Genomic DNA, 23,795 nt, shown 5'->3' with positions numbered 1-23,795 from the left:
TGTTGATCGGGATCATAAGCCTGATGAGTCGTAGCAATCCCTTCTGTTTCTTCCTGGTTCGCCGGGCCTGACCTGTGCCCGGGTAGGGTATATGATGATAGGAAACCTTGGTCAGGGAGCGAGTGAGATGACGGTAGAGCTGGGTATTATCGAAGGATTTTATGGCCCGGTGTGGAGCTGGGGCGAGCGGCGCCAGCTGGTTAACGCCCTGACCACCCATGGCTATGGTTTCTACCTGTACGCGCCCAAGGCCGATCCATACTTGCGCCGGCGCTGGCAGGAGCCGCATCCGCCGGAACAGGCTGAGGCGTTGGCGGATTTTGCCGGATTCTGCCGGCGCGAAGGGGTGCGTTTCGGTGTAGGGCTGAGCCCGTTCGAGGTGTTCAACAACTTCGATGACATCGCCCGGGATGCCCTGGCGAAAAAGCTGAAAATGCTGGATCGCCTGGGTATTCAGGAGCTGGCCATCCTGTTCGACGATATGCACCCGGATACCCCGGAACTGGCCCGAATCCAGGCCGGAATTATCCGGTGGGTGCAGGAGCACACCGCGGCTGCAAGAATCAGTGTGTGCCCCACCTACTATTCCGATGACCCGGTGCTGGACCGTGTGTTTGGCCAGCGGCCGGCGGATTACCTGGAAACCCTGGGTGCGGAGCTGGACCGCGATGTGCGGATTTTCTGGACCGGGGAGGAAGTCTGCTCCCGGGAGATTTCACCGGGCCACCTCAAACGTATCAGCAAGTTGCTGGGCCGCAAGCCGCTGCTCTGGGACAACTATCCGGTCAACGACGGCGACCGCATGTCCCGGCACCTGCACCTGCGCGGATTTACCGGCCGCCCTGCGGGCAACGCCGCCTATCTTTCGGGCCACGCCATCAACCCTGCGCTGCAACCGGTGCTCACCAGTATTCCGGCCATTACCCTGGCGGAATCCTATCGCCAGGGGCCGGATTACCAGTATGGCCAGGCGTTTTTGCATGCGGCAAGGGAGGTATTGGGGCTGGAGCTGGCGGAACAGCTGCACAGAGACTTGCTGGTGCTGCAGGATACCGGGCTGGGGCGTATCAGCGATGAGAAAAAACAGGCGCTGATGCACACCTACGATGCCTTTGATCACCCGGCTGCCCACGAAATTCTGCGTTGGCTGGCCGGGGATTACCAGGTTACCGACGAAATGGTGGCCACCCAGTAACCCGGTTACTCCAGGTAGTAGTCGAAGGTAGAGACTACACGCACGGTTTTTAACGGCTGCTGTTGTTCCGAAACCCCCGGGGCCTGGTCCCGGGCGAGGATCTGGAAAATCCCCTGATTGGCCCGTCGCAGGCCGCCGAGCTCGGCATCGGCATCCCGGGCAAATTGCTGGGCGGATTCCCGGGCGGCAGCGGTGGCTTCGGCGATCATTTGCGGCTTGATATCGTTCAGGCCACTGAACAAATAGGTGGGGCCGCCGGGGCCGTAGTCCGACGACAGCACCACACCGGAATCCACCAGTTCGCTCACGTTCTGTGCCGCCTGGCGGATACGGTCTATGTCGGTGCTGCGCACCATCAGGGTCTGGTTGATGATGTACTGCTGCTCGTTGTTGTTGCCGGAGTATGGATTGGCGCGGGTATCGGTAACATCCAGCCGCTGCAGTTCAACCGACGACTCCTCAATCGCCTGCAGTTTCAGAAAGGCCATGATGGCTTCGCGACTGCTGCGGGTTTTGTTCTGGGCTTCGTCCAGCGTGCTGCCGGTGGCGACAAAGCGGATTGGCCACAATGCAAGGTCTGCCTGCACCTCGCGTTCCGCCACGCCCTTGACCGTCACGTAGCGGTCGGCCGTGCGCAGCCCCATCAGTCCTTCGCTGAGCAGAGACGCGGCAAAAATGGCACACAGGCCGATGATCAGGGCAGAGACAACTTTCATGCTTACTCCTTGTGATTAATCACAGTTGGTCGTGGTGCGCTGGCCGAACCGGGCCTGCATGGCCTCTCGCTCCCGTTCCGGGTCTCGGAATTCCCGGGGCATGGGCTGGATAAAGTACAGATAGTCGCCTTTGTGGCGGTGCTTTGCCAGCGGCATGTCTGCTTCAGTGGCCGGCCATTCGACTGGTGAGATCACCGTGATATCCAGTTCCGGAGCCCGTTGTTCCAGCACCGCCACGGTACCAAGGCGCTGCTCGCTGTGGAAGGTGCCGCTGGTATGCACCAGTTGATGCCCGGGCCGGTTGCGGAGCGCTTCCACCATCCGGTGCGCCATGGTGTTATCCCGGAGCAGTTGGGCCTGGTAGGTGTTGAGCATGCGCCCGGAGAGTTCAGCCTGTTCCGTACCATGGCTGCCGCTGATGGCGTCTATGAACTTGTCCCGATATTCCGGGGTGTCCAGGAAGGCCTGCTGCGGCAGGGCTGAGCGCTGCGCTTCCGGCAACCTGTCCAGGTAAGCCTTACCCTCCCGGCCGACACAGCGAACCGTATCCGCCGGTGCGTTGGCGGCGATCACCGGTAGCTGATGCTGGCGCGCAAATTCCACCAGCGGCCGGTAGGAGGCCTTGTAGTTGTCCCAGGCGTTGGCGTCTTCCAGCATTTCGGTTTCGCCGGTTGTGCCGGCCAGGTAGGCATCCACGGCAGCCTGGTGGTCCAGGTTGAACTGTTCCATGCTCAGGATCTGGGCGGGGTTTTGCCGGTACAGGGCTTGTTGCAGCCGGGCCTGGAGTAGGTGGGAAGCGTGGTGGCCGTGGTACTCGCCGATCACTACGATATCGGTATCGGCCAGCTGGCGGGCCAGTTCCTGGACGGTAAGCGGGGTGCCGGTCTTCGCTGCCAAAACCACCGCATCGTACTGACTGGTGGGCCGTGCCGGGATGTTGTCCGCCGGCACAGCGGCGCACCCGGTGACGGTGGCGAGTGTTAACAGGAGGCTGGCGAATAAAGGTTTCATAGGAGCTTATACGCTTCGCCGCTCAGTCGGTTTTCTGGCGGGAGTCTTCGCGCCAGTCCGGGCCCAGCCGGGCTTCTACATATTCCCGGATAAACTGCCGGACCTTCTGGGACGGCGTGACATCTTCCTCTTTGCACAGGGCTTCAAAGACCTTTTTCTTTTCCGGGTCAATCAGCAGGGTGAGGCGTGCGGTTCGGTTTTCCTTGGGCATAGGTATCAACGCTCATGCTATGTTAATCAGGTTAACATTGAATGTAATCATAATGAGCATATAATGATAAGGTCTCGTTAGCAACCAGGAGCCGCCAGCCATGTCTCACCGTGCTCATCTTTTTTCGCTCAGATTCGCCCACGCTGTCCGTGAGGCCTGTATTGACGAGCGCTACACCGGTGGCCGTTTCCTGAAAGATGCGATGGCCGGCATCACGGTCGGCATCATCGCCATTCCGCTGGCCATGGCTCTGGCCATTGCCAGTGGCGTTGCGCCCCAGTACGGGCTGTACACGGCCTTTATTGCCGGCTTTGTGATCGCCCTGTTCGGCGGCAGCCGGTTCAGTATCTCCGGCCCGACCGCGGCCTTTGTGGTTATTCTCTACCCGATTGCCCAGAGCTACGGCCTGGGTGGCTTGTTGTTGGCCACCCTGATGTCCGGGGTGTTGCTGGTGATTATGGCGCTGATGCGTCTCGGGCGCTTTATCGAGTATATACCCGAGTCCGTCACTTTGGGCTTTACCGCGGGTATTGCCGTGGTGATTGCCACCCTGCAGGTGAAGGACTTTTTCGGTTTGCCAGTCGAGACCATGCCGGAACATTACTGGGACAAACTGGCGGTGCTGGGCCAGCAATTACCGGCGCTGGATGCCATGAGCACCCTGGTGGCGCTGGCTACGCTGGCGGTCATGCTGCTCTGGCCCCGTCTGAAAACCCCTGTGCCACCGCACCTGCCGGCGGTGGTGGTGGGTAGCCTGCTGGCGTTATGGATGAACAGCCAGGGGGCTGCCGTTGAAACCATCGGCTCCCGTTTCAGCTATCTGCTGCCGGATGGCAGCACCGGTGCCGGTATTCCGCCGTTCCTGCCGGACTTTGCCTGGCCCTGGCAGCAGGCGGGGGCAGCCGGTGAGCCGATAGGGCTGAGCTGGGAACTGTTCCGGGAGCTGATCCCGGCGGCCTTTGCCATTGCTATGCTGGGCGCCATCGAATCCCTGCTGTGCGCCGTGGTGCTTGATGGCATGACGGGCAAGCGCCACAGCGCCAACAGCGAATTAATGGGGCAGGGCATCGGTAACATTTTGGTGCCGTTCTTTGGTGGCATTACCGCCACTGCCGCCATTGCCCGCTCCGCTGCCAACTACCGGGCCGGCGCAGAATCGCCGGTGTCTGCGATGATCCATGCCGTGGTGGTGTTGCTGGCGCTGGTGTCGCTGGCCGGCATCCTGGCCTACCTGCCCATGCCCGCCATGGCCGCGTTGCTGGTGATGGTGGCCTGGAACATGAGTGAAGCACCGAAGGCGGTTCACCTTCTGAAAACCGCGCCCCGCAGCGATATCCTGGTGTTCCTGACCTGCTTCGGCCTGACCGTGGCGCTGGATATGGTAATTGCTATCACCACCGGGGTGTTGCTGGCGGCGGTGCTGTTCATGCGGGAAATGGCGCAGATGACCAAGGTGACCGATATTACCGGTAACAAGCGCATCGTACAGGCGGAGCTGCCCGAGGGCTGGCAGGTGTTCAAGATCAACGGCCCGCTGTTCTTTGCGGCGGCAGACCGGGTGTTTGGCGAGCTGGCAGGCCTGTCCCGGCAGGCCAGGGGCCTGGTGCTGTATATGGACGGTGTCACCATACTGGATGCGGGCGGTTTGTCGGCCCTGAACAAGCTGATTTCCAGCTGCCGGAATACCGGCACGGAAATAGTGATTGCGGACTTGCAGTTCCAGCCTTTGCGCACGCTGGCGAGGGCTGGCGTAAAGCCGGAGCCCGGTATCAGCCGCTTTTATCCCACACTGGAAGTGGCCCTGAATGGCGTTGTTTCTGGCGAAGCCTGAAAACTGCGATAAACTGCCCCGCATAGTTGATGCAAGGGGCAGCCATGCTTCCGTTCCGGATTGTTGATCGAATCAAGTTTGTTGTTGAGCGCCAGCTGGTCAAAGGTGCCGGCTTCCAGTTACTGGTGGTGGGCGGTTTTATCGGCCTGATTTCGCTGATTGGCGGCCTGCTGGTGGTGTTGCCGCCGGCCGGTGAGTTCAAGGATACCGGCTCCGCAGTCTGGTGGGCCTTCCTTCGCCTGACCGACCCCGGCTACCTGGGGGACGATGTCGGCACCTGGCAGCGCATTGTGTCTACCCTGCTGACCATCTCCGGCTATGTGGTGTTTATGGGCACCCTGGTGGCCATCCTCACCCGCTGGCTGATTGCCAAGATGGAAGACCTGGAGCGGGGCCTGACCCCGGTTACCCTGAAAAACCATGTGGTGGTGCTGGGCTGGACAGCCCAGACCCCGCCGCTGGTGGCTGAGTTGTTTGGTTCATCCGGCCGTATGCAACGTTTTCTGGAAAAGCACGATACCCAGAAACTTCGGCTGGTGGTGCTGGCGGAAGAAGCCAGTGCCGAACAGCTGCATGAACTGATCAACGAGCCGGGCGTGGGCCGCCGGGCCAGGGAAGTGATCCTGCGAAGCGGCTCGGCTATTCAGCCCGAAGCCCTGCACCGGGTCGCCTGCCTGGACGCTGCGGCAGTGATTGTGCCCAGCCAGGGCCATGATGCCGGCAGCCTGGTGACCTCCGATATCGAAACCGTCAAAGCCCTGTTGTCTATCGCCGCCCAGGCCCGCCATTTCAGTTCTCCGTTGCCGTTTGTGGTGGCAGAAATCCAGGACATGCGAAAGCTCCCGGTGGTCGAGCGGGCCTATCCCGGCTCGGTCGAGGTGGTGGCCGGCGATGCCACCATCAGCCGCCTGATGGTACAGAACGTACTGCACCCGAACCTGTCCGAGGTCTACAACGAATTGCTGACCGCCGGTGAAGGCAACGAGATCTTTGTGCGGGGAGGCGAAACCGCCGAGGGCCTGACCCTGAGCGAGCTGGCAACGCAGCGGCCCCATGCCGTCGTGCTGGGCTTGCTGCAGCCGGCAGCCAAAGGCTGGCAGGTTAATCTGCTGGCGCCGTCAGATACGGTGATCCGGAATGAAGACCGGGTAGTGCTGATGGCCAGCGACTATGAACACACGGGGCCGGATGCCAAGGTGGACTCCCTGGCGGCAGTGGAACGCATCAGCGGCTCTGTGCAGCCAAGCCGCCAGCAGGGGCCTCACCGGGTGCTGGTTCTCGGCTGGAACCGACGGGTGCCGAGCCTGGCGGCGGAGTTTGGCAGCTACGCCGGGCGACAGTTCCAGCTGGACATGGTATCGGCAACACCGCTGGAAGAGCGTCAGCGTGAGATGTCCCGCTATGGCGTGGACCTTGAACGGATCAATGGCCGCCTACTGGAAGCCGATTACATGGTGGAAGAAGACCTGCGCAAGCTGGCGCCGGCCAGTTACGACACCGTGATGTTGCTGAGCAGCGACCGGATAGGCTCCGGGGAAGAGGCCGATGCCCGTGCCATGGTGGGTTACCTGCAACTGGAAGATATTCTGTCGGAATCCACCCGCCGGCCCCAGGTTATTATGGAGCTGAGTGATCCGGACAACCGCCACCTGTTGTATGGCCATCAAAGTGAAATGCTGATCAGCCCGATGATTCTGAGCCACGTCCTGGCCCAGGTGGCTTTACGAAGGGAATTGCGGGTGGTGCTCGACGAGCTGTTCACGGCCGGCGGCGCCGAGATCCAGTTCCGTGATCCCCACGACTACCCGCTGCCGGCCAGCGCGACCTTCCAGTTACTGGAGAAAACAGTCGCGGCCCGGGGCGAGATTGCGCTGGGTGTATTCAGGGCCCGGGCCGATGAGCGGGGGCGCCACCTGGTCATGAATCCGCCCCGTAAACAGTACCTGGACCTGCAGGAGGGCGACCAGTTGCTGGTGATGTGCAAGACCTGAGGTTGGCCCGGTTCAGTCGATGGTATCGAGAAGGGCAGCCATGATGTCGTCCATCACTACAAAGCCGCACATTTCGTTGTCTTTCAGTACCAGCAGTCGCTTGACCCGGTAATCGGACATCAGGGTGGCGGCGTGCTTGAGGGCGAGGTTTTCGCCCACGCTGATCACCGGTCTGGCGCAGACATCGTAGACATTCAGCAGATCGATATCGCCATCCTCTGCAATCACCGATTTGAGTACGTTGGTATAGGTGATCAGCCCCCAGGCATCGTGTTCGCTCTGGCGCTCGACCACGAGGGATTTCACGTTGTGGTGCTTCATCAGCGTCAGTGCCTCCCGCAGGGTTGCGAAGGGCGAGATCTTGATGATGTCTTTGACCATCACATCTTTGACCAGTTTCATGAGCGCTCTCCGATCAGATTGAGTCTTTCAGGTGTTGTTCGAATTTTTCCACCTGGGCCATGTCGATGCCACCCAGGTGCTCCAGCGGAACGGTAAAGATCAGGCCCTGGGAGTCTGCCGGGTCCGGCATGATCACCTTCTGCAGGGCTTTGAGAATCTCCAGCGACAGGCCTTTTTCCAGCACCATCAGGAGCACGCTCTGGCTGCCGTCGTAGGTCAGGCCGAAGAACGTCTTCTTGGCGGTGTTGCTGATGCCGCGGCCGGTCATGACGGTAATGCCGCCGGCGCCGAGTTCGCGGGCTGCATCGATGCAGTCCTGTTCCAGGTCTTCAGGGACAATTGCTACCAGTGCAGAGAACTTCATTGGGTTTCCTTCCTGCGTTCAGATCGGTATTGGGACACGATGGCATAGGTCATCACAGTAACGATCGGGAAGATCGAGGCAAAGGCAATCAGGCCAAAACCGTCGATCAGGACATTACGGCCTTCTATGCTGCTGGCCAGTCCAATCCCCAGGGCCGTTACCAGCGGTACCGTGACTTCCGAGGTGGTCACGCCGCCAAGGTCATAGGCCAGTGCCACGATGTATCGGGGGGCGAGCAGGGTGAGCAGAATCACCAGAATATAGCCGCCCATAATGTAATAGTGAATGGAATCTCCGGTAATGATCCGGTGCACACCAATGGTGATGCCAACGGCCACCCCCACAGCTACCAACAGGCGAATGGCATTGCCGTTGAGGGCACCCGCGGCGGCTTCTTCCGCCTGCTTGCCGATGGCGATCAGTGCCGGTTCTGCCATGGTTGTGGCAAACCCGATCATCAGGGCGAAAAGGTACACGGGCGCATAGCTGTCCATGGCCATCAGTTGCTCGGCCATGCTGGTGCCGATGGGGAACAAGCCCAGTTTCAGGCCGACAACAAAGGCATACAGGCCGAGGATCACCAGCGCAAAGCCGAAGGCAATCTTCTTCGGATTGCTCAGCTTCCGGCGTAACACCAGGTACTGGAAGAACAGAACGGTGATGATGATCGGCAGCACATCCCTCAACATGCCGGCCAGGTCGAGCAGGGCCGCAATTATGCCGGACTTCGCCGGGGCTTCCGTAACCTGCGCTGTGATGGCCTCCATGGCTGCGGCCCCGGTGCCGCCGGAGTAAACCACCATGCCGTACACCTGCACGGTGATCATGGGCACCATGACGGACAGTGCCACCAGGCCAAAGCCATCAATCAACGGGTTCCGGCCCCGGATCGAGGCCGCCAGGCCGATGCCGAGAGCGGCGATCAGGGGCACCGTCACCACATTGGTTGTCACCCCGCCGGAGTCATAGGCCAGCCCGACAATTTCCTCCGGCGCAAACCAGGTAACAATCACCACGATGACGTAGCCGGTGATCATGAACCAGTGCAGCGGGTAGCCGAAAATGGTGCGGAAAACCCCCAGGGCAACGACGAACCCCACAGAGACAGCCACCAGTATCCTCAGGGTGAGGCCGTCAATTCGCCCCTCACTGATGGTCTGGGCCTGCTCTGCCACTGCAATCAGCGCGGGCTCGGCAATAACCGCTGAAAATCCCATGGCAAAGCCGAACGATAGCAGTATGGCCAGGGAGCCCTTGCGGGCGAACTGGTTCGACAGGCTTTTGCCCACCGGGAAAATGCTCAGCTCCAGTCCCTGTAAGAACAATGCCACGCCCACGGCAACAATTAACAGGCCGATGGCCATGCTGCCGAGGTCATCCGGCACCTGCTGCAGAATAACCAGCTGGAAGAAACCGACCACCACGACGATGGGTAACAGATTTTTCAGAGCGTGTAACAACGAATGCAAAAAGGACCGGATATAAAACACGGAGAGCCCTTGTAGGTGCCAGGTGGACGCTGTGGCTGATCCAGGTCAGCCCGGTTAATCCTAACATGGGATATGCTGGGGGCAATCAAAGAGTTCAGCCCGCGTGCAGGGGGTATTTTTCAGGCATTTAGACCTGCTGATGGGTATTCACAGAAAAAATGCCGAAAATACACCATATAAATTTCAATTATAAATTCGAAAGCACTAAAGTTACGCCCAACGTCATCACCTGCCGGGTTTGTCAGACAGGTGGTTGGCCTCGGAAGCTGCTGGCCGCAGCGTTCCGAACCTTTTGAACATAAACGTAGAAAGGATAGAGATCATGCCCTACGCACAAGACGTCGACCAAATCGCTTCCATCCTGAAGCAGAACCCGACCTGGAACGCCATCAACCCGAAGCACGCTGCCCGCATGCGCGCCCAGAACAAATTCAAGACTGGTCTGGACATCGCCAAGTACACCGCCAAGATCATGCGTGAAGACATGGCTGCGTACGATGCTGACTCTTCCCAGTACACCCAGTCCCTGGGTTGCTGGCACGGTTTCATCGGCCAGCAGAAGATGATCTCCATCAAGAAGCACTTCGGCACCACCAAGCGTCGTTACCTGTACCTGTCTGGCTGGATGGTTGCTGCCCTGCGCTCCGAGTTCGGTCCGCTGCCTGACCAGTCCATGCACGAGAAGACTGCTGTTTCCGGCCTGATCGAAGAGCTGTACACCTTCCTGCGCCAGGCTGACGCATGGGAACTGAACCACCTGTTCCGCGCCCTGGACGAAGCTGAAGAAGCTGGCGACAGCGCCAAGGCTGCTGAGCTGATCAAGCAGATCGACAACCACGAAACCCACGTTGTGCCGATCATTGCCGACATCGACGCTGGTTTCGGTAACGCCGAAGCGACCTACCTGCTGGCCAAGCAGATGATCGAAGCCGGTGCTTGCTGTATCCAGATCGAGAACCAGGTATCTGACGAGAAGCAGTGTGGCCACCAGGACGGTAAAGTAACTGTTCCGCACGCCGACTTCCTGTCCAAGATCAACGCGGTTCGCCTGGCGTTCCTGGAGCTGGGTGTAGACGACGGTGTTATCGTTGCCCGTACTGACTCCCTGGGTGCTGGCCTGACCAAGCAGATCGCTGTAACCAACGAGCCGGGTGACCTGGGCGACCAGTACAACAGCTTCCTGGACGGTGAGTACATCGACGACGCTTCCCAGATCGAGAACGGCGACGTTGTGATCAAGTCCAACGGCAAGCTGCTGAAGCCGAAGCGCCTGGCCTCTGGCCTGTTCCAGTTCAAAGCTGGCTCTGGCGAAGACCGTGTTGTTCTGGACTGTATCACCAGCCTGCAGAACGGCGCAGACATGCTGTGGATCGAAACCGAGAAGCCGCACGTTGGCCAGATCGCTGCCATGGTTAACCGCATCAAGGAAGTGGTACCCGACGCCAAGCTGGTTTACAACAACAGCCCGTCCTTCAACTGGACTCTGAACTTCCGTCAGCAGGTATTCGACGCATGGAAGGAAGAAGGCAAAGACGTATCTGCCTACGACCGTGCCAAGCTGATGAGCGCCGAGTACGACAACACCGAGCTGGGTCAGCTGGCTGACGAGTGGTGCCGTAACTTCCAGCGTGATGCGTCCCGTGAAGCAGGTGTATTCCACCACCTGATCACTCTGCCGACGTACCACACTGCGGCTCTGTCTACCGACAACCTGGCCAAGGGCTACTTCGGTGACGAAGGCATGCTGGCCTACGTTGCTGGTGTACAGCGTCAGGAAATCCGTCAGGGCATCGCTACTGTGAAGCACCAGGACATGGCCGGTTCCAACATCGGTGATGACCACAAAGAGTTCTTCGCTGGTGAAGCGGCTCTGAAGGCCGGTGGTAAAGACAACACCATGAACCAGTTCGGTTAATCGACCGGTCCATGATGTTCCGGTGAGGGCGCAGCCCTCACCGACCACAGAAAACCCCGCATGGCTTGCGCCCTGCGGGGTTTTTGTTTTTTGACACCGGCGTTTCGGTCTATGTGACTGATTTCTGGTGCCAAGAGACTTTCTGCAGTGGTACAGAGGCGACAGGCTGTTTCAGCACTGCAACAGGTTGGAGGTCGGCTGGAAATCCGGGGATTGTACTGAGTGCCGAAAGTGGCTTTTTATTCAGTATGTTATGGGGCTTGACCTGGAGTTGGCACGGTAATCGCTCTTACCGTTGTACGGATCTGGACCTTGGCTTACCCGACTACCTGAGGGACTGGGGCGGATCCCGTTAAGCCAATCCCATCAAAAGGACATGACATCATGAAAACTAAAAAAACTCTGCTGGCAGCTGCTATCGCTCTGGGCCTGGGTCTTTCCGCAGGCGCATACGCCGACCTCGGTGGTGATGGTAGCCCGAACGTGAATGCTGATGAGGGATCCGGAAACACCAATTCCGGTAACGACAACTCAACCACCAATACAACCACAACCACTGACAACACCGATAATTCAGACAACAGCAGCAGTCTGAATGATGCCTTCAAGATTTCCGACGCGGGTAACAACATGTCGGACAACTCGGATAACTCCGATAACAGCGACAATTCCGATAACAGCGACAATAGCGACAACAGCTCCAGTGTTGCTGACTCGTTCAAGATTGCCGACACCGGCAACAACATGTCGGATAATTCCGATAACAGCGATAACTCCGATAATTCGGATAACTCGGATAACTCCGACAACAGTTCCAGTGTCTCAGATTCGTTCAAGATCGCGGACACCGGCAACAACATGTCAGACAACTCCGATAATTCTGACAACTCTGATAACTCAGACAACTCGGATAACTCCGATAACTCCGATAACTCCGACAACAGCACCAGCGTGAACGACTCGTTCAAGGTTGCTGACAGCGGCAACTCGGACAATTCGGATAATTCCGATAACTCAGACAATTCGGATAACTCTGATAACTCAGACAACTCCGATAGTTCCGACAACAGCACCAGCGTGAACGATTCGTTCAAGATAGCCAGTGACAGTTCGGACAACTCCACCACCAACACTGACTCCAACAACAGCGACAGCAGTGACAACTCTGACAACAGCACTACTACGCTGAACCTGTCGATGGAAGTGTTCATGAACGACGCCGAGCTGAGTGGTTCGGTCACCGGCAGCAACGTCACCTATGGCGATGCCAATGGTGGTGGCTCCTACGTTGACACCCGGACCTCCAACGAGATCTCCGGTGGATCTGCCAACTTCACCGGTGTGGGCGCCATTGCCCAGAACGCCGGCGTTGGCAGTGTGACCCAGGCCAACGTGAGCGTGATGTCTAACCTGAGCGCAGGTGGCAACTAAGGCCATGTGGGCTGCCCCTTGCGGGCAGCCCATACATGACAGGAGATGTGTCATGGCCAGAATGATCAAAAGGGTACTGGTGCTTGTGCTGGCAGGATTGCCGTCACTGGCCGTTGCCCAGGACTGGGCAGGCTTTGAACCCATGGATTCGGGACAGCTCGAAGCGGCCAGCGGCCGGCAGGGCATCCCCATCCAGTGGCAGCTGAACGAGACTGAGCAGAATGCCATGGTCAGCGACAACGTATTGTCGGGAAATATTCTGACCGGTGATAACCGGATTTCTGACCAGGCGTTCCAGAACATGAGCGGTGTGGCCACGGTTATCCAGAACACCGGTAACCAGGTGGTGATCCAGGACAGCACCCAGATCAACATTCTTCTTAACCAGTAATCCGGAGGTGGGCTATGGCGATTCAGGCAAAGGTGCTGGCTGGTGCCTTGGGCTGTGCGCTCTGGTCCACCGTTTTTGCCGGTACGATTCTGGTACCCGGAACCGGTGGTGATATTCCCGTATCGGTCAGCAGTTTTCAGGACCGGCGTTTCACTGACGTGATGCGGCAGCAATACGATTTCAGTTGTGGCTCGGCGGCGCTGGCGTCTTTACTGTCGTTCCACTACGACCGCCCGGTTACCGAGCAGGAAGTGTTTGCCGATATGCTGGCCCTGGCGGATCAGGACAAGGTGCGCCAGCAAGGCTTCTCGATGCTGGATATGAAGCGTTACCTGGAGGCTGAGGGTTATCAGGCGGATGGGTTCAGAATGCCGCTGGCGGGTATCCGCGACCAGGTGCGGGTTCCGGTGATTGCGTTGGTAACCCTGGGTGGCTACCGGCATTTCGTGGTGATCAAGGGCATCAGTGATACAGAGGTGTTGGTGGGCGATCCGGCCCGGGGCCTGAAAGCTTACAGCGTGGCGGAGTTCGAACAACACTGGGATGGCTCGGCGTTTGTAATCCGCAGCCACCTGGATCAGGGACGTGCGGGCTTCCTGGCAAAAAATGACTGGCCGGGGCTGGCCCGGGCGCCGTTGTTCAAGGGGCTGGGAAGCCCGGCTTTGGGCCATACCCTGCCGTACTGGCCCAGCACACAGGATTGGTGAGGCTATGAAACGCAAAGCGTGCTTTCTGGTTGCCTTCTTGATACTTGCCGGCACAGCAGGGGCGGAGCTGAAGCTGCCCGTACAAGCCCTGCCGGATGCCGAACTGGCGATGCTGCGTGGCGGTTTCGTGCTGGATGGCCTGGAGGTTGCCATCGGCCTGGAACAGTTGGTGGCTGTGAACGGTGAAACCCTGGTGGTGAACCGGCTGAATATCCCTGACCTGAACCAGGCCATGAGCAGCGACCGGTTAACCCAGCAGATGCAGCAGATGGAAACGGTCATGAACGTTCAGGCCGCCGGTGCTGCCGGGATGTCGCTGACTTCTGCCCCGGTGGGTAATGGCGGCTGGATGACGGTGCTGCAGAACAGTCTGGACAGCACCACCATCCAGCACATCCGCACCCTCAATATCGAGCTGAACAATCTGGGCGGGGCTTACCGGTTCCCGAGGGATTCCGGCTTGCCCCTGTTGCCCTGAGGCTGCCTTACAGGTTGATCGGCAGTTTCAGGGTGATTTCACTGTTCGGCGCGCTGTCTGTTACCCCCACCGCGACGGTCAGGCTCAGGGTTGTGGAGTCTGATACCCGGTGGGACAGTCCGAAGGCCAGTGAGCCCACCTGGATGCGGTCAAAGTTGGCGGCAAACAGGTCGTTGCCGAACTCCAGGGTGGTCTTGCGGATCACCGAGTGGTCATAGCCCAGGCTGAACGAGGTGCGTTCGTTGAACGCGAAGCCCATGCCGAAACCGAAGCGCACCACATCGCCGGGGTCGACCGTGCCGCCGTTCTCGAAGCCCTGGTCTTCCTCGATGGTCCACACGTAGCTCAGATTGCCGAACAGCACGGCAGGGTCTGACGGGTAGATGAAGGATATTCCGGGTTCTACGGACCAGAAGCCGGAGCCGGTTGGGCGCTCAGCCAGTTCGAAACCAATCGGGTTGCCTTTGTTGTCGGTGAGGACTTTCTGCTCGACATCATAAGGGCCGTCTCCGGTTGGGGCCTTGGCCCGGAAGGTGCCGATCAGGTAGGGCCAGCCATCCAGGCCATCGTTCAGCTGGTAACGCAGGGAAAGCTCGACATCTCCAAGTCCGTCACCGGAGGATTCGCGGACAAAATCGACCGGTGTTCCGTCGAAAACCTCCCGCTCCCGCAAGTCTTCGTTGATGCTCAGGTATGGCACCCGAAAACCTGCCTCGAACCGGCTGGTAAAACCGTACTTCAGGGAGACTGCACCCACGAAGATATCCCGCTGCACTTCCGAGATGTTGATCAGCCCGATCAACAAGGCAGGAATCACGGTATAGCCCTCAATGGCGACCCGGGTCGCGTTGCTGTGGGCGTGGGAAAATGACGGCTCGATGGTAAACCGCCCCGGCCGGGTGACAATGCCCCGGTCTGCGGTGATTGAGGCAATATCCGTGGCTGCATCCTGGGCCCGGGCATCCGCCTCGGCTTTAACGGTTGTTCCAACCGGTTGCTGCGGGCTGGTTCGGCTGCTGATTCCACCGGAGGTAAATTCCGGCGTTGGTGGTTCTGCGTGAGCAAGGGGTATCAGTGCGGCGGCGAGTGCCAGAGCGGACAGTTTTGTGTTCATGATCCTTCTCCGTTACCCCGGTCAGGGTTTTGGTGGGAGCTGTGGTTGGACAGATGCTGAAGTTGGTGTTTCTCCAGCAACCGGTACAGGGACACCCGTGAAATCTTCAGCAGCCGGGCGGCCGCCGAGATGTTCTGGTGCGTCAGGGAAAGACTGGTGCTGATGGCTTCCTGGTCGGCCTTGGCGCGGTAGGCCTCCAGCGAGAGCCGGTCGGGATGGCTGGTCAACGGTGCGCCCAGCAGGCCCAGGTCTTCGGGCTCCAAACGCAGGCTCTTTGCCAGTAACATCGCCTGGCTAAGGCGGTTCTGAAGTTCTCGCAGGTTTCCAGGCCAGCTGTGCCGAGCCATGGCAATCAGCGTGGCATTGCCGATCCGGTAGTTTTTCCCGCCCCCGGTTTCCAGTATTCGGTCCACCAGGTAGGGCAGGTCTTCCAGCCGTTGCCGTAAAGGTGGCAGGGTGACGGTCAGGTTGCCCAGCCGGTAGAACACGTCTTCCCGGAACTGGTGTTGCCGGACCAGCTGGTCAAGCGGCGTATTGCAGATGGCAATAACCCGTGTGTCAACGGTGATCACCCGGTTAGAACCTACGGGTTCAATCTGGCCTTCCTGGAGAAAACGGAGAATGGCGGACTGCTGTTCCGGGGTCAGTTCGTCGGCACCGGCCAGTACCAGGGTGCCACCATCGGCGGCTTCAATCCGGCCTTTGCGGGCCTTTAGGGCGTGGGTGAAAGCGCCACGCTCATGGCCGAACAGTTCACTCTGGGTCAGCGACGGCGGGAGTGCCGCGCAGTTAACCTTGACCAGCGGCTGGTGCTGGCGGTCTGAATGCCGGTGAACAAATTCCGCTGCGGCTTCTTTGCCGGTTCCGCTTTCGCCGTAGATCAGCACCGGCTCACCGGTGGCGGCAAACCGGCGCAGCAGGCTTCGTGTGCGCCGGATGGTTTCAGACGGGCCTTCCAGCACAACGTCCTGGTAGCCGAGGTGTCCGGCGCTGTTGTCGGCCTGGTTCAGCCTGCTCATACCCCACATATGGCCCAGGCTGTTGTTCAGGCGCGGCCAGTCGGCGGGCAGGGTGTGGTAGTCCTGGCAATAATCCCTGATCAGCCGCTGTATCTCGGGTTGCTCCTTCTGGGAGGGCTGAACCAGCGCCAGCCAGCAGCGTACCGGCAACAGCTCCAGCCAGTGCCGCACACCCTCTGCCTGTTCCGGTGACAGCCCGGCCAGGTTACATACGCCGACAGGCTTGCCAACCCACCCGGGGTGCAGGGCAACCGGCGGGCTGGCGGCGTTCACAAAGGTGGCCTGCCAGTGTTTTTCGACAGGCAGGCCGGTTGTATCCTGACGGGAATCCGCTGACAGCCAGACAAGCGGTCGCTTCTGCTCCATGGTCTTTGCTCCGGCAAAGTGGCTGAACAATCGACGGCTTTTATGATCAGGGGATCTTTCGGGTACTGCTGCGGGAACTGCTATAGTCGTCCACGGCCCTGTGGCCTGCCCGGGTTCAGGGCGGCTGAATCCTCGAGCAGGTTACAAGCAGTTTTCGAACCAGTTCTGGAGCCTTCCCGTGTTTCAGAGGCTTGCCGGTATGGCCCCTTAACCTGCCCGTCCGGTTTGTAAATATTGTCGACACGGACATCGAAGTGGAGCAGTGATTTGATGTTGTCTGACCAATGGATTGTGTTTCTGGTGCTCGGCATCACCCTCGGGCTGTTTGTCTGGAACCGGCTGCGCTTTGATGTGGTGTCCATGCTGGCCTTGCTGGCAGTGGCTATGGCCGGGCTGGTGCCGTCTGACCAGTTGTTCGCAGGCTTCGGTCACCCGGCGGTGATTACCGTGGCGGCGGTGCTGGTTATCAGTCAGGGGCTGGTCAACGGCGGGGTGGTCGATGCCGTGGCACGGCTGCTCGGCAAGGTAGGCCGTAACGCCGTGTTGCAGGTGATTACCCTGACGTTGGTTGTGGCCCTGTGCTCTGCGTTTATCAACAACGTAGGGGCCCTTGCGCTCTTGATGCCGGTGGCTATCTGGATGTCCCGTAAATCCGGCCGGTCCCCCTCCTTGCTGCTTATGCCCCTGGCGTTCGGCTCACTGCTGGGTGGCACCATCACCCTGATCGGTACACCGCCGAACATCATCATTGCCAGCTACCGGGAGGCAGGTTCGTTCGGCCTGGTGGATTTCGCCCCGGTGGGCCTGGCCATCACTGTGGCCGGTATCCTGTTTATCGGGCTGATAGGCTGGCGCCTGACGCCGAAGCGGGACGATCCTGCTGCCGGCGACAAGCTGTTCAGTGTGGGGGACTACGTGACCGAACTGCGGGTGCCTGAGGGTTCCGACTATGCCGGTAGTACCTTGCACAACCTGCTGACAGCCGGAGAGGGCGACAAGAGTGTGGTGGTGCTGGCCCTGATCCGGGGTGACAAAACCTCTCCGGCACCGTCCACCTACAGCGTGTTGCGGGAAGGGGATCTGCTGCTGGTTGAGGCGGATACGGAAAGCCTGCAGGAGTTTGTGGATTTCACCGGGCTCGCCCTCGCCAATGTGGTCGGGGAAGAGGAAAGCGAAGATTCGGACGAACAGGCGGCGGAAGACCCTGGCAAGGCGAGACCTGCCGGTGAGTCCGCGGAAACGCAGATTGCTACCGGTGACGTTCGCCTGACCGAGGCCATTATCACGCCTTCGTCGCAGCTGGTGGGCCGCACCACCAACCGGCTGAACCTGCGGGAGCGGTACGGTTTGAACGTGGTGGCGGTTGCCCGGCAGGGGCATCGCCTGAAAAAGCGCCTGGCCGATATCCGTTTTCGTTCCGGGGACATCCTGCTGGTTCAGGGCTACCAAGACACCCTGATGGGCACCCTGCAGCAGCTGGGTTGCCTGCCACTGGCGGAAAGGGAGTTGAGTCTGGGGCGGCAGAGCAATCTCTGGCTGGCTGGCGGGCTGTTCCTGGCAGCGATTGCCCTCATCCTGTCCGGCTGGCTGACACCACCGGTGGCCCTGGTGGCCTGTGCCGTGGCCATGGTGCTTACCCGCTTGCTGGATACATCAGAAGCCTACCGGGCCATCGACTGGTCGGTGATTGTGTTGTTGGCGGCGATGATCCCGGTGGGGCAGGCCCTGGAAAGCACCGGAGGTGCCGCGCTCATTGCCGGCCAGATCCTGGATGTGGCCGCCGGGCAGGCACCCTGGGTGGCACTCACGATTATCCTGGTGGGTTCCATGCTGCTGTCTAACGTGGTTAACAATGCGGCGGCGGCAGTGTTGGTGGCACCCATTGCCCTCGGTATCTCGGCCCAGCTTGGTTTGTCGCCGGATGCTGCCCTGATGGCAGTGGCGGTGGGTACCTCCTGTGCCTTCCTGACGCCTATCGGGCATCAGTCCAATGCCCTGGTCATGGAGCCGGGTGGTTACCGTTTCGGGGATTACTGGCGGCTGGGTTTGCCACTCTCTGCGGTGGTGACGGTCACCGCAGTGCCGATGATTCTGTGGGTATGGAACTGATCAGTCCTGTAACAGGCCTTTGAAAAAGCTATCGACCAGCACCGGAGCGATTTCGGCCAGGCGCCAGCGTTCCGGTGTCGCCAGCCAGTCAAAGAACAGGCCCAGCATCTGGGTGTGGAGCAGGTAGGCTGCCTGCTCCGGGGTGAGGCCCGGGCGCAGTTGCTTGCGGATTTCCGGGATACTGAAAATGCTGCTGACAAAGGCCAGGCCTTCATCTGCCAGTTCCCGGTGCTTGTTCAGGGCCTGGTCGGATTCATTCCGGTGGAACAGAATGTAATACACCCGGAAGTACCGGGCATCTTCCGCCAGTTTGCGCAGGGCCACGACACACAGTTCTTTCAGGTTCTCCACGCTGTGCCCGCCCCGGCTGGCATCGTCTATCATTTCACCCAGTGGTGCCCGTACCCGCTCGAGCATGGCATGAAGGATGTCCTGCTTGTTGCGGAAGTGCCAGTAAATGGCGCCCCGGGTAACGCCGGCTTCCCGGGCGATTTCTTCCAGTGAGGCGCGGGCTACGCCCTTGTCCATGAACACCTGCTCGGCGCAGTCCATGATGGCTTCCCGGGTGGCTTCCGCTTCTGCTTTTGTTTTTCGTGCCATGGTTCTCGTGTGGTGGTCTGTGTGTTTGGCAAAGGAGTATAAACGAGAACAGTTTACATACATACACGAATGAATGTATGTTATCGCGCTCTTAATTTTTCCGATCCGGTGTTCAGGAGAACGCACATGCCCTTCGAAAGCTCTCATCGACCGTTGGCCCGTAACGGGCTGATCCTTGCAGGTTTGTCTGCCCTGTTAGTGCTGGCGGGCTGCAGTAACGACGATCAGCCGGCACAGCAGGGTGGGGGCGGCATGCCACCGGCAGCCGTGGTGGTGGAAACCGCTGAACTGACAGACGCCAGTGTGCGCCAGGACTACGCTGGCCGTGCCCGTGGTGCCCGGGAAGTCGAAGTGCGCGCCCGGATCAGCGGTATTCTGGAGCAGCGCCTGTACGACGAAGGGCAGATGGTGAGTGAGGGCGATGCCCTGTTCCGGATTGATCGCAAGCCGGCCGAGGCGGCGCTTCAGCGTGCCCGAGCCCAGCGCCAGGTAGCGGAAGCCAATCTGCGCCAGGCCGAGCGGGAGTGGAACCGGATTTCCTCGCTTTACGAGCGTAATGCGGTTAGTGAGCGCGACCGTGACTCGGCGCAGTCTGCCCTGGAACTGGCCCAGGCCAATATGGCCGTGGCGAATGCCGGCATGACCCAGGCCGAGCTGGACGTGGGCTATACCGAGGTGACTGCACCGATCAGCGGGGTTACCAGCCTGGAAGACTTCCCGGAAGGCAGCCTGATTGATACAGGCACCCTGCTGACCACCATCGTGCAGCTGGACCCGATTCATGTGCGCTTCGCGCTGCCGGAAAACGACGCCACCATCCGCCGGGTTGCCCGTGAAGGCATGGCCAGTGCCGGTGAAGAGCAGAACGTGAACGCCCGCCTGGTGCTGGCGGACGGCAGCGAATACCCGCTGGATGGCCGCATCGACTTCACCGCCTCGACCCTCGACCCGCGCACCGGTTCGGTGTCGGCCCGGGCCGTGTTCCCGAACCCGGAGCAGATGGTTGTGCCTGGCCAGTTTGTCCGGGTAAGGGTGGAGTTGCAGTCGTTTGACGACATCATCACGGTGCCGGAAAAAGCGGTCGCCCAGGGCCCGCAAGGCCCGGTGGTGTATGTGGTGGATGACGAAGGCAAGGCTCGCGCAAAGGCGGTTGAGCTTGGCCCGGTATCCCAGGGCCGGCAGATTTTGCTTGAAGGGCTGGAAGCCGGTGACCGCTTTATTGTCAGTGGCCTGACCAACCTCCGCGACGGCGCACAGGTGAATGTGACCAATGCCGAAGACGGGGAGGGGACTGACTGATGCTACGCACCTTCATAGACCGCCCGATTTTCGCGACGGTCGTCTCCATTATTATTACCCTGGGTGGTGCCCTGGCACTGCTTGGCCTGCCGGTGGAACAGTACCCCAACGTGGTGCCACCCCAGGTGGTGGTCGACGGCCGCTTCCCCGGCGCCAGTGCCGATGTTATCGCCGATTCCGTGGTGGCCCCACTGGAGCAGGAGATCAACGGCGTGGACGACATGATCTACCTGGAATCCAGCGCCACCGACTCCGGCAGCTTCCGGGTAACCGTGTCTTTTGAAATCGGCACCGATCCGGACCAGGCCACCATCAACGTCAACAACCGGGTGCAGCAGGCATTGGCACGGCTGCCCCAGTCGGTGCGGGACCAGGGCCTGAAGGTGGAAGCCCGTTCCACCTCCATCCTGCAGGTGATCACCCTGTCCTCTCCGGACAACTCCATGGATGTGGTGGAAATCTCCAACTATGCCCTGCTGAACGTGCTGGACGAGCTGGTGCGCCTTCCGGGTATTGGTGATGCCTCATTGTTCGGTGCCCAGGACTATTCCATGCGGATCTGGCTGCGGCCCGACAAGCTGGCCCAGTACGAACTGACCCCCGGTGATGTGGCCAACTCCCTGCGCGGCCAGAACGCCCAGTTTGCCGCCGGTCGTATCGGTGCCGAACCGGCCCCGGAAGGCCAGGCTTTCACCTTCAGTGTGTCTGCGCCCGGCCGGCTGGCCAGCCCGGAAGAATTCGGAGAAGTGATCCTGCGCAGTGACGAGCAGGGTGCCTCCCTGCGCCTGAAGGATGTTGCCCGCATTGAGCTGGGTGCCCAGAACTACGACTTTGCTGCGGTCTATAACGGTGGCGCTACCGTACCCATGGGGGTTTACCTGCAGCCCGGTGCCAACGCCCTGGACGCCGCCGAGGCGGTAGACGAAGCGATGAAGGAAATTGCTGACCGTTTCCCGGCGGGGCTGGAATACAGCGTTCCCTACGACACCACCCGCTTTATCGACATTTCCATCCAGGAGGTGATCAATACCCTCATTGTGGCGGTGTTGCTGGTGGTGCTGGTGACCTTCCTGTTCCTGCAGCATATCAACGCGACCCTGATCCCGCTGATTGCCATTCCGGTCTCGCTTGTCGGCACCTTTGCGGGCATGCAGGCGCTGGGCTTCTCGGTCAACCTGCTGACCCTGTTCGGGTTGATACTGGCCATCGGGGTGGTGGTGGATAACGCCATCATCATCATGGAAAACGCCGAGCGCCTGATGAAGGAAGAGGGCATGTCGGCCTACAACGCCGCCGTGGCTACCATCGGCCAGGTTTCCGGGGCGGTAGTGTCGTCAACCCTGGTGCTGGTGGCGGTATTCGCGCCGGTGGCCTTCCTGGGTGGCCTGAGTGGCGAGCTGTACCGGCAGTTTGCGATAACGATTGCGGTGTCGGTGGTGATCTCGGGTATCGTGGCGCTGACCCTGACTCCGGCCATGTGTGCCCTGTTGCTGGGCCATGAGGGCAAGCAGCTGACGGTGTTCCGCTGGTTTGATGCCGGCTTCGACAAGCTCACCGCCGGCTTCTCTGCCGTGGTGGACTGGCTGTTAAGGCACGCGGTTGTCGGCGTACTGCTGTTTGCCGCCATGCTGGGCGGTACGGTCTTCCTGATGAAGGCGATGCCCTCCGGGCTGGTGCCTCAGGAAGACCAGGGCTTTGTGCTGACTGCCTATTCACTGCCGCCCACCTCCTCCCTGAGCCGGACCGAGCAGACCCGGGACGAGCTGGTGCAGAAGATGATAGCCATGCCGGAAGTGAAAGACGTGGTCGCCTTCGCCGGTTTTGACATCATCTCCAGCGCCCTGCGCACCAACAGCGGTGTGGCGTTTGTGACCCTGGAAGACTGGGCGGAACGGGAAGGCGAAGGCCAGGCGGCGGCTGACATTGCCAAGAAGGTGATGGGTATTGGCTTCGGCATGCCGGAAGCCTTCGTGATTGCCTTTACCCCGCCACCCATTCAGGGCTTGTCTACCACCGGTGGTGTGGAAGGTTACATCCAGGCCCGCGGCGGCCGTACCCCGGCTGAAATCAAGGCCATGGCCGACGGCTTCACCCAGGCCGCCAATGCCCGGCCGGAGCTGACCAACGTGCGGGTTACCCTGGATACCGGCATCCCCCGGTTCAAGGCCAACGTGGACCGGGAAAAAGCCCAGGCCGCCGGTGTGCCCATCGACCAGATCTTCACCACCATGCAGAGCACCTTCGGTGGTCTGTACGTGAACGACTTTACCCTGCAGGGCCGTAACTGGCAGGTTAACCTGCAGTCCGAAGGTGAGTTCCGGAGCCACCCGGATGACCTGCGCAAGGTGTTCGTGCGTTCCAACTATGGCGAGATGATTCCGCTGAGTTCGCTGGTGGAGCTGGAACGCACCAGTGGCCCGGATATCCTCAACCGGTTTAACGTGTATCCGGCGGCCAAGCTGTTGGCTGACCCGACCCCGGGCCACACCACCGGTGAAGCCCTGACGGCATTGCAGGAAGTGGCGGCGGAGCAATTTGACCGCAACACCCTGCTGGGCTGGACCGGCGAGGCCTACCAGCTGCAGGATTCTGCCGATTCCGGCACCCTGGCCTTCGGCATGGGCCTGTTGCTGGTGTTCCTGATCCTGGCGGCCCAGTACGAGCGCTGGGGCCTGCCGGTGGCGGTGGCCACCGCTGTTCCCTTTGGTGTGTTCGGGGCGGCCCTGGCGTCGTTGTGGCGCGGTTTCCCGAACGATATCTACTTCCAGGTGGGCCTGCTGGTGCTGATTGGCCTGGCGGCCAAGAACGCGATCCTGATTGTGGAGTTCGCAGCCCAGAACCGCAAAGCCGGCATGAGTTCGTTTGAGGCAGCCAGCGCGGCAGCCCGTCAGCGTTTCCGGGCGATCATGATGACGGCGCTGACGTTCATCGTGGGCTCCCTGCCGCTGGCGTTCAGCTCCGGTGCGGGTGCGGTTTCCCGCCAGGAAATCGGTACGGTAGTGGTCGGCGGCATGCTGGCGGCCAGTACCCTGGCGCTGTTCTTCGTGCCCTTGTTCTACAAGCTTATCGAGGATCTGGCGGACTGGCGGCGTAAGCGCAAAGCCGCATGATTGCCGCGTTAGCCTGTTCGTTGCGGCTTTGAGTGAGCTGAACCG

General features: G+C 60.2%; 20 protein-coding genes. 11 read left to right on the top strand and 9 right to left on the bottom strand.

Annotated features, from left to right (window positions below):
• The first annotated feature begins 127 nt into the window (after positions 1 to 127).
• Positions 128 to 1,195, top strand: coding sequence for a beta-N-acetylglucosaminidase domain-containing protein (locus H3Z84_RS16090; protein ID WP_199458191.1), 1,068 nt, complete (start codon positions 128 to 130; stop codon positions 1,193 to 1,195).
• A 5-nt stretch (positions 1,196 to 1,200) separates the two neighbouring features.
• On the opposite strand, the gene H3Z84_RS16085 is transcribed toward H3Z84_RS16090, so the two are convergent.
• Genes H3Z84_RS16085 through H3Z84_RS16075 form a run of 3 tightly spaced genes read right to left on the bottom strand, consistent with a single transcriptional unit; the run spans position 1,201 to position 3,133 of the window.
• Entirely contained in the window at positions 1,201 to 1,911 is a 711-nt protein-coding gene (locus H3Z84_RS16085; RefSeq protein ID WP_058341897.1) for an SIMPL domain-containing protein, read from the bottom strand.
• A 15-nt stretch (positions 1,912 to 1,926) separates the two neighbouring features.
• Positions 1,927 to 2,922: a ChaN family lipoprotein gene (locus tag H3Z84_RS16080; RefSeq protein ID WP_206768902.1), complete on the bottom strand. Its 996-nt coding sequence runs from the start codon at positions 2,920 to 2,922 to the stop codon at positions 1,927 to 1,929.
• Positions 2,923 to 2,944: 22 nt separating this feature from the next.
• Positions 2,945 to 3,133: a hypothetical protein gene (locus H3Z84_RS16075; RefSeq protein ID WP_022988393.1), complete on the bottom strand. Its 189-nt coding sequence runs from the start codon at positions 3,131 to 3,133 to the stop codon at positions 2,945 to 2,947.
• 100 nt (positions 3,134 to 3,233) lie between these two features.
• Here H3Z84_RS16075 and dauA point away from each other — a divergent pair, with 100 nt between their 5' ends.
• Both dauA and H3Z84_RS16065 read left to right on the top strand, forming a co-directional pair.
• Positions 3,234 to 4,964: a C4-dicarboxylic acid transporter DauA gene (dauA, locus tag H3Z84_RS16070; RefSeq protein WP_199458190.1), complete on the top strand. Its 1,731-nt coding sequence runs from the start codon at positions 3,234 to 3,236 to the stop codon at positions 4,962 to 4,964.
• Positions 4,965 to 5,008: 44 nt separating this feature from the next.
• Complete coding sequence (locus tag H3Z84_RS16065; RefSeq protein ID WP_199458189.1) at positions 5,009 to 6,955, top strand: CASTOR/POLLUX-related putative ion channel; 1,947 nt, start codon at positions 5,009 to 5,011, stop codon at positions 6,953 to 6,955.
• Positions 6,956 to 6,967: 12 nt separating this feature from the next.
• Here the strand turns inward: H3Z84_RS16065 and H3Z84_RS16060 are convergent, their stop codons facing one another.
• From H3Z84_RS16060 to H3Z84_RS16050, 3 genes are read right to left on the bottom strand one after another with little or no spacing between them, the layout of a single operon-like run.
• On the bottom strand, positions 6,968 to 7,357 hold the full coding sequence (locus tag H3Z84_RS16060) for a CBS domain-containing protein (protein WP_199458188.1): 390 nt from the start codon (positions 7,355 to 7,357) through the stop codon (positions 6,968 to 6,970).
• A gap of 13 nt (positions 7,358 to 7,370) precedes the next feature.
• On the bottom strand, positions 7,371 to 7,721 hold the full coding sequence (locus H3Z84_RS16055; RefSeq protein WP_022988389.1) for a P-II family nitrogen regulator: 351 nt from the start codon (positions 7,719 to 7,721) through the stop codon (positions 7,371 to 7,373).
• Positions 7,718 to 9,190, bottom strand: coding sequence for a DUF1538 domain-containing protein (locus tag H3Z84_RS16050; protein WP_206768901.1), 1,473 nt, complete (start codon positions 9,188 to 9,190; stop codon positions 7,718 to 7,720). The genes H3Z84_RS16055 and H3Z84_RS16050 overlap by 4 nt, the downstream gene beginning before the upstream one ends.
• A gap of 343 nt (positions 9,191 to 9,533) precedes the next feature.
• Here H3Z84_RS16050 and H3Z84_RS16045 point away from each other — a divergent pair, with 343 nt between their 5' ends.
• The 5 genes from H3Z84_RS16045 to H3Z84_RS16025 all read left to right on the top strand — a co-directional run bounded on the left by H3Z84_RS16045 (position 9,534) and on the right by H3Z84_RS16025 (position 14,133).
• Positions 9,534 to 11,126, top strand: a complete 1,593-nt coding sequence (locus tag H3Z84_RS16045; RefSeq protein WP_022988387.1) for an isocitrate lyase — start codon at positions 9,534 to 9,536, stop codon at positions 11,124 to 11,126.
• Positions 11,127 to 11,510: 384 nt separating this feature from the next.
• Positions 11,511 to 12,557 carry a hypothetical protein gene (locus tag H3Z84_RS16040; RefSeq protein ID WP_199458186.1) on the top strand — a complete coding sequence of 349 codons (1,047 nt, stop codon included), beginning with the start codon at positions 11,511 to 11,513 and terminating at the stop codon, positions 12,555 to 12,557.
• Between the two features lie 52 nt (positions 12,558 to 12,609).
• Positions 12,610 to 12,948: a hypothetical protein gene (locus tag H3Z84_RS16035; protein WP_199458185.1), complete on the top strand. Its 339-nt coding sequence runs from the start codon at positions 12,610 to 12,612 to the stop codon at positions 12,946 to 12,948.
• A 14-nt stretch (positions 12,949 to 12,962) separates the two neighbouring features.
• Entirely contained in the window at positions 12,963 to 13,655 is a 693-nt protein-coding gene (locus H3Z84_RS16030) for a C39 family peptidase (RefSeq protein WP_199458184.1), read from the top strand.
• A 4-nt stretch (positions 13,656 to 13,659) separates the two neighbouring features.
• Positions 13,660 to 14,133 carry a hypothetical protein gene (locus H3Z84_RS16025; RefSeq protein ID WP_199458183.1) on the top strand — a complete coding sequence of 158 codons (474 nt, stop codon included), beginning with the start codon at positions 13,660 to 13,662 and terminating at the stop codon, positions 14,131 to 14,133.
• Positions 14,134 to 14,140: 7 nt separating this feature from the next.
• On the opposite strand, the gene H3Z84_RS16020 is transcribed toward H3Z84_RS16025, so the two are convergent.
• Both H3Z84_RS16020 and H3Z84_RS16015 read right to left on the bottom strand, forming a co-directional pair.
• A complete protein-coding gene (locus H3Z84_RS16020) occupies positions 14,141 to 15,247 on the bottom strand; it encodes a transporter (protein WP_022988382.1) in 1,107 nt (368 codons plus the stop codon).
• The gene (locus H3Z84_RS16015; RefSeq protein ID WP_199458182.1) at positions 15,244 to 16,632 is read right to left on the bottom strand and encodes a sigma-54-dependent transcriptional regulator; all 1,389 of its coding nucleotides are present in this window, start codon (positions 16,630 to 16,632) and stop codon (positions 15,244 to 15,246) included. Before H3Z84_RS16015 ends, H3Z84_RS16020 begins: the two co-directional genes overlap by 4 nt.
• A 270-nt stretch (positions 16,633 to 16,902) precedes the next feature.
• Here H3Z84_RS16015 and H3Z84_RS16010 point away from each other — a divergent pair, with 270 nt between their 5' ends.
• A complete protein-coding gene (locus tag H3Z84_RS16010; protein ID WP_199458181.1) occupies positions 16,903 to 18,741 on the top strand; it encodes an SLC13 family permease in 1,839 nt (612 codons plus the stop codon).
• Here the strand turns inward: H3Z84_RS16010 and H3Z84_RS16005 are convergent, their stop codons facing one another.
• Positions 18,742 to 19,341 carry a TetR family transcriptional regulator gene (locus tag H3Z84_RS16005; protein ID WP_199458180.1) on the bottom strand — a complete coding sequence of 200 codons (600 nt, stop codon included), beginning with the start codon at positions 19,339 to 19,341 and terminating at the stop codon, positions 18,742 to 18,744.
• Between the two features lie 126 nt (positions 19,342 to 19,467).
• Here H3Z84_RS16005 and H3Z84_RS16000 point away from each other — a divergent pair, with 126 nt between their 5' ends.
• Entirely contained in the window at positions 19,468 to 20,640 is a 1,173-nt protein-coding gene (locus H3Z84_RS16000; protein ID WP_199458179.1) for an efflux RND transporter periplasmic adaptor subunit, read from the top strand.
• On the top strand, positions 20,640 to 23,750 hold the full coding sequence (locus tag H3Z84_RS15995) for an efflux RND transporter permease subunit (protein WP_199458178.1): 3,111 nt from the start codon (positions 20,640 to 20,642) through the stop codon (positions 23,748 to 23,750). Before H3Z84_RS16000 ends, H3Z84_RS15995 begins: the two co-directional genes overlap by 1 nt.
• The last annotated feature ends 45 nt before the right edge of the window (positions 23,751 to 23,795 follow it).

It is taken from the genome of Marinobacter sp. bablab_jr003, assembly GCF_016464245.1.
Lineage (GTDB): Bacteria > Pseudomonadota > Gammaproteobacteria > Pseudomonadales > Oleiphilaceae > Marinobacter > Marinobacter vinifirmus.
Note: the sequence above shows the minus strand (reverse complement) of the source record. Positions and strands in the feature narration are given on the sequence as shown.